Genomic DNA, 3,474 nt, shown 5'->3' on the forward strand with positions numbered 1-3,474 from the left:
TCTTCATTAACATCAAGACCTCCACCTGTTTCCTTTAGCTGAAAAAAGGACCAAACCGGATAAATTAAAGTCAGCAGCAGAATAATTAAAAATATCCTGCCGGGTTTAGACTTTATTATACTTTTTGAAGTCTTTGTGTTCTTTTTTAAAGAGTTCTTCATCGTTCAGGTTTTTGAAATACTCAAAAGTCTTTGCAAATCCTTCTTTTCTGGAAACTGCAGGAAACCAGTCCAATATTTCGTTAGCTTTGGTAATGTCTGGTTGTCTTTGCAAAGGATCGTCTGCAGGCAGGGGTTTATTGATCACCTTCTGATCGCTGCCGGTAAGTTCAAGAATTTCATGAGCCAATTGGTTTATGGTAATTTCTTTTGGATTCCCAATGTTTACAGGATAAACATAATCACTCATCAAAAGCTTATAAATCCCTTCTATCTGATCGTCTACATAGCAAAAAGAACGGGTCTGGCTCCCGTCGCCAAAAATTGTAAGATCTTCACCGCGCAAAGCCTGACCGATAAATGCCGGGATTACACGCCCGTCATTTAACCTCATCCTGGGACCATAGGTATTAAAAATACGTACTATTCTCGTATCCAGATCGTGAAAACGGTGATAAGCCATTGTAATAGATTCCATAAACCTTTTGGCCTCGTCGTAAACTCCGCGTGGGCCAATCGTATTCACATTGCCATAATACTCTTCGGCTTGAGGGTGAACCAGGGGATCTCCGTAAACTTCTGAAGTAGAAGCTATAAGGATGCGTGCCTTTTTTTCTTTTGCAAGGCCAAGAAGATTATGGGTCCCCATAGCTCCAACTTTTAAAGTCTGGATAGGTATTTTAAGGTAATCTATGGGACTGGCCGGCGAAGCAAAGTGGAGAATATAATCCAGCTCGCCAGGCACATGTACAAAGGTGGTTACATCGTGATGATAGAACTGAAAATTCGGCAGGGCAAACAAGTGTTCGATATTCTTTAAATCACCTGTGATAAGGTTATCCATCGCCACAACATCAAAACCTTCCTTAATAAATCTATCACATAAATGTGACCCCAGTAAACCGGCGGCCCCTGTTATAAGTACTCTACCCATATGTTGTCTTTAAAAACCTGAAACTTTTAAACTTACCAGCTCCTGTTTAGTCTTTATTTACAAATTTATTGAAACGGCTTTTACTGCCATCTTTCGTCTCTTCCTGATAAAGAAACTGCAGGTTGTTTTCATCAAAAATAGTGAAAAATTTATCCCAGGAAAGTTCTTCGAGGCTCTCCTCGGCTCCACCGGGAAAGTCTATCCTCAGGAGTCCGCCGGCTTTGCCACTGTCACCTGTTCCTTTAACAATAGCAGGTTTTCCATCCCGCTCTTCAGCCCATTTTTGAATAGTTTTGTGATCTGCTGTTGTTTTTGAATCTTGAGTTGCCATAATTCTTTGTTTTAATTGTTATTTCTTAGTTTTCTTTTCCACTTCTTTTTTCCAGTCTTTTCCAACTGCAGAAAGATATTCTGAAAAATTCCAGGTTTCGAGAGTGGATTTCAGTTCTTCATCTTTTTCAGCAATATATGTTTCATCTTCTGGCATTGCGGTTACTTTGAAGCCGCAACTTCTAAGCATCGAAATTATTCCCTGATGATTTGGCGCCCACCAGTTAGTAGGATCTCCCGCCAGTTTATTTTCGATAAATGCCATTTTTGGCCATGCATCAGTTTTCATTATTTCCCTTTTGTGGAATTCTACATCTTCCGGAACTCCCATTTCTTCTTTCCCAGGAAGGGACAAGGTTTGAAAAACCATCATCCTGGTTGTTTTTTGGGACAAAATATCCATTGCCAGAAGCGGATATCGTAAATGATAAAAAACTCCCATAAACCAAACCAGATCAAACTTTTCTTCAGAATGGGCAAAATCATAAACCTGCATTTGCTTAAAAGTAATCTGATCTTCTAAACCAAACTGCTTAGCAGTCCATCGGGCCTGTTTAAGGTAATGCTCATCCAGATCGATCCCTGTAACCTCTGCTCCTCTTTTTGCAAGTTCTATAGAATAAAAACCAGCATTGCAGCCAATGTCCAAAACCTTCCAGCCGGTCAAATCTTCCGGAATAGCATCTTTAATATTCTTCCATTTAAAAGCCGGAAAATCGCCCAAAAAATGATTTGTCGCAGTCTGGTTTCCATCTGGAAGATGAATATTGTGGAACCAGGGCTCCAGTTGTTTTATTTCTGTTTCGGTCGACATTTTATTTTTTTTAAATTTTTGAGGTTTCAAGAATTTCTGTAACATAAGTCTCCAGCTCTTTAGCCCTCGCTTTGGCGGTATGGTGTTGAAGCACTTTTTTTCTTGCATTTTCGCCAATTTGCCTTCTTTCATCCTCTCCTATAGATTCGAAACACTGTTTTACATCTGCAGCACTTCCGGCAATCACAATTTCTGTGTTAATTTTAAAAATACTATCTATTCCATTCCAGAAATCAGAAATAATCGGCACGCCACAGGCAGCGGCTTCAAACAAACGTACACTTGGAGAATATCCGGCCCTTATCATATCCTCGCGCGTTACATTAAGGGTATACTTCTGAGAATTATAGAATTCGCGATGCTGTGCAGGCGGCAAATGATCGATTCGCTGTACATTAGGCGACCATTTAAAATCTTCAGGATAATTTGGACCGGCAACTACAAAATTCTTCTGCGGAAATTGTGCTGCAGGTTTGTTCAGTAACTCGCTTACAGTTGGCTGACGATCTGGACTGTAAGTTCCCAGATAGCCCATTTGCCATTTATTTTCTAAATCTTCAGGATAATATAATTCGGGATCTACAGAGCAATATAAAGCTTTGGCATTTGGAGACCCATAGTGGTCTTCCAGATGATTAAGAATAGAACCACCGGAAAAAGACAAGTACATATCGTATTTACTAATAAGTTCCGGATCAAGATACTCGAAATCTTTCTGCTCCAATTTTGCCAGGGTTACAGGTGTATCTATATCATAAAATGCGGTAATACCTTTTGCAGTGCTTATCGCCCAGTTTCCAACCTCAACGCCCTGCTGAACGTAAGAACCTACAATCACAACATCTGCATTGGCAACAGCATCTTTGTATTCTTCTTTTAATTCTTCGTTGGTTTTGTACAAGCCAAGCTTACAGAAGTCAGGTTTAGGTAAGTCCCGGTTGTTGGCATAATACGGTACATCTTTTTCAAGAAAAAGAATATCATGGCCCAGGGCTTTAAGTTCCTTTAGCAAAGCCCTATAGGTTGTGGCGTGGCCATTTCCCCAGGAAGAAGTTACCGATAATCCTATAATTACAAATTTCATATCCAGCCTTTAAATTAATCTGCAGATTTTGCTTCTCCGTATAACTTTCTTGAGATCACCGACTCCAATAGCTCTGCGCGATGCTCGTAAGTATGCTTTTCAAGAACTTTTTTATAAGCTGCTTCGCCTATTTTCTTCGCCCTTTCCGGAGTTA

5 protein-coding genes are annotated in these 3,474 nt (G+C 40.0%); all 5 read right to left on the reverse strand.

The window, feature by feature from the left end:
• Positions 1-105: 105 nt before the first annotated feature.
• Positions 106-1,092: a UDP-glucuronic acid decarboxylase family protein gene (locus RM529_RS16490; protein WP_311485832.1), complete on the reverse strand. Its 987-nt coding sequence runs from the start codon at positions 1,090-1,092 to the stop codon at positions 106-108.
• A 46-nt stretch (positions 1,093-1,138) separates the two neighbouring features.
• Entirely contained in the window at positions 1,139-1,423 is a 285-nt protein-coding gene (locus tag RM529_RS16495) for a hypothetical protein (RefSeq protein ID WP_311485833.1), read from the reverse strand.
• A gap of 18 nt (positions 1,424-1,441) precedes the next feature.
• Positions 1,442-2,236: a TIGR04290 family methyltransferase gene (locus RM529_RS16500; protein ID WP_311485835.1), complete on the reverse strand. Its 795-nt coding sequence runs from the start codon at positions 2,234-2,236 to the stop codon at positions 1,442-1,444.
• A gap of 10 nt (positions 2,237-2,246) precedes the next feature.
• Positions 2,247-3,320 (reverse strand): CgeB family protein, encoded by a 1,074-nt coding sequence (locus tag RM529_RS16505; protein WP_311485837.1) that lies wholly within the window; start codon positions 3,318-3,320, stop codon positions 2,247-2,249.
• Between the two features lie 14 nt (positions 3,321-3,334).
• On the reverse strand, positions 3,335-3,474 hold a 140-nt coding region (locus tag RM529_RS18180), incomplete at its 5' end, for a glycosyltransferase family protein (protein ID WP_432264545.1).

It is taken from the genome of Autumnicola edwardsiae (assembly GCF_031846505.1).
GTDB lineage: Bacteria > Bacteroidota > Bacteroidia > Flavobacteriales > Flavobacteriaceae > Autumnicola > Autumnicola edwardsiae.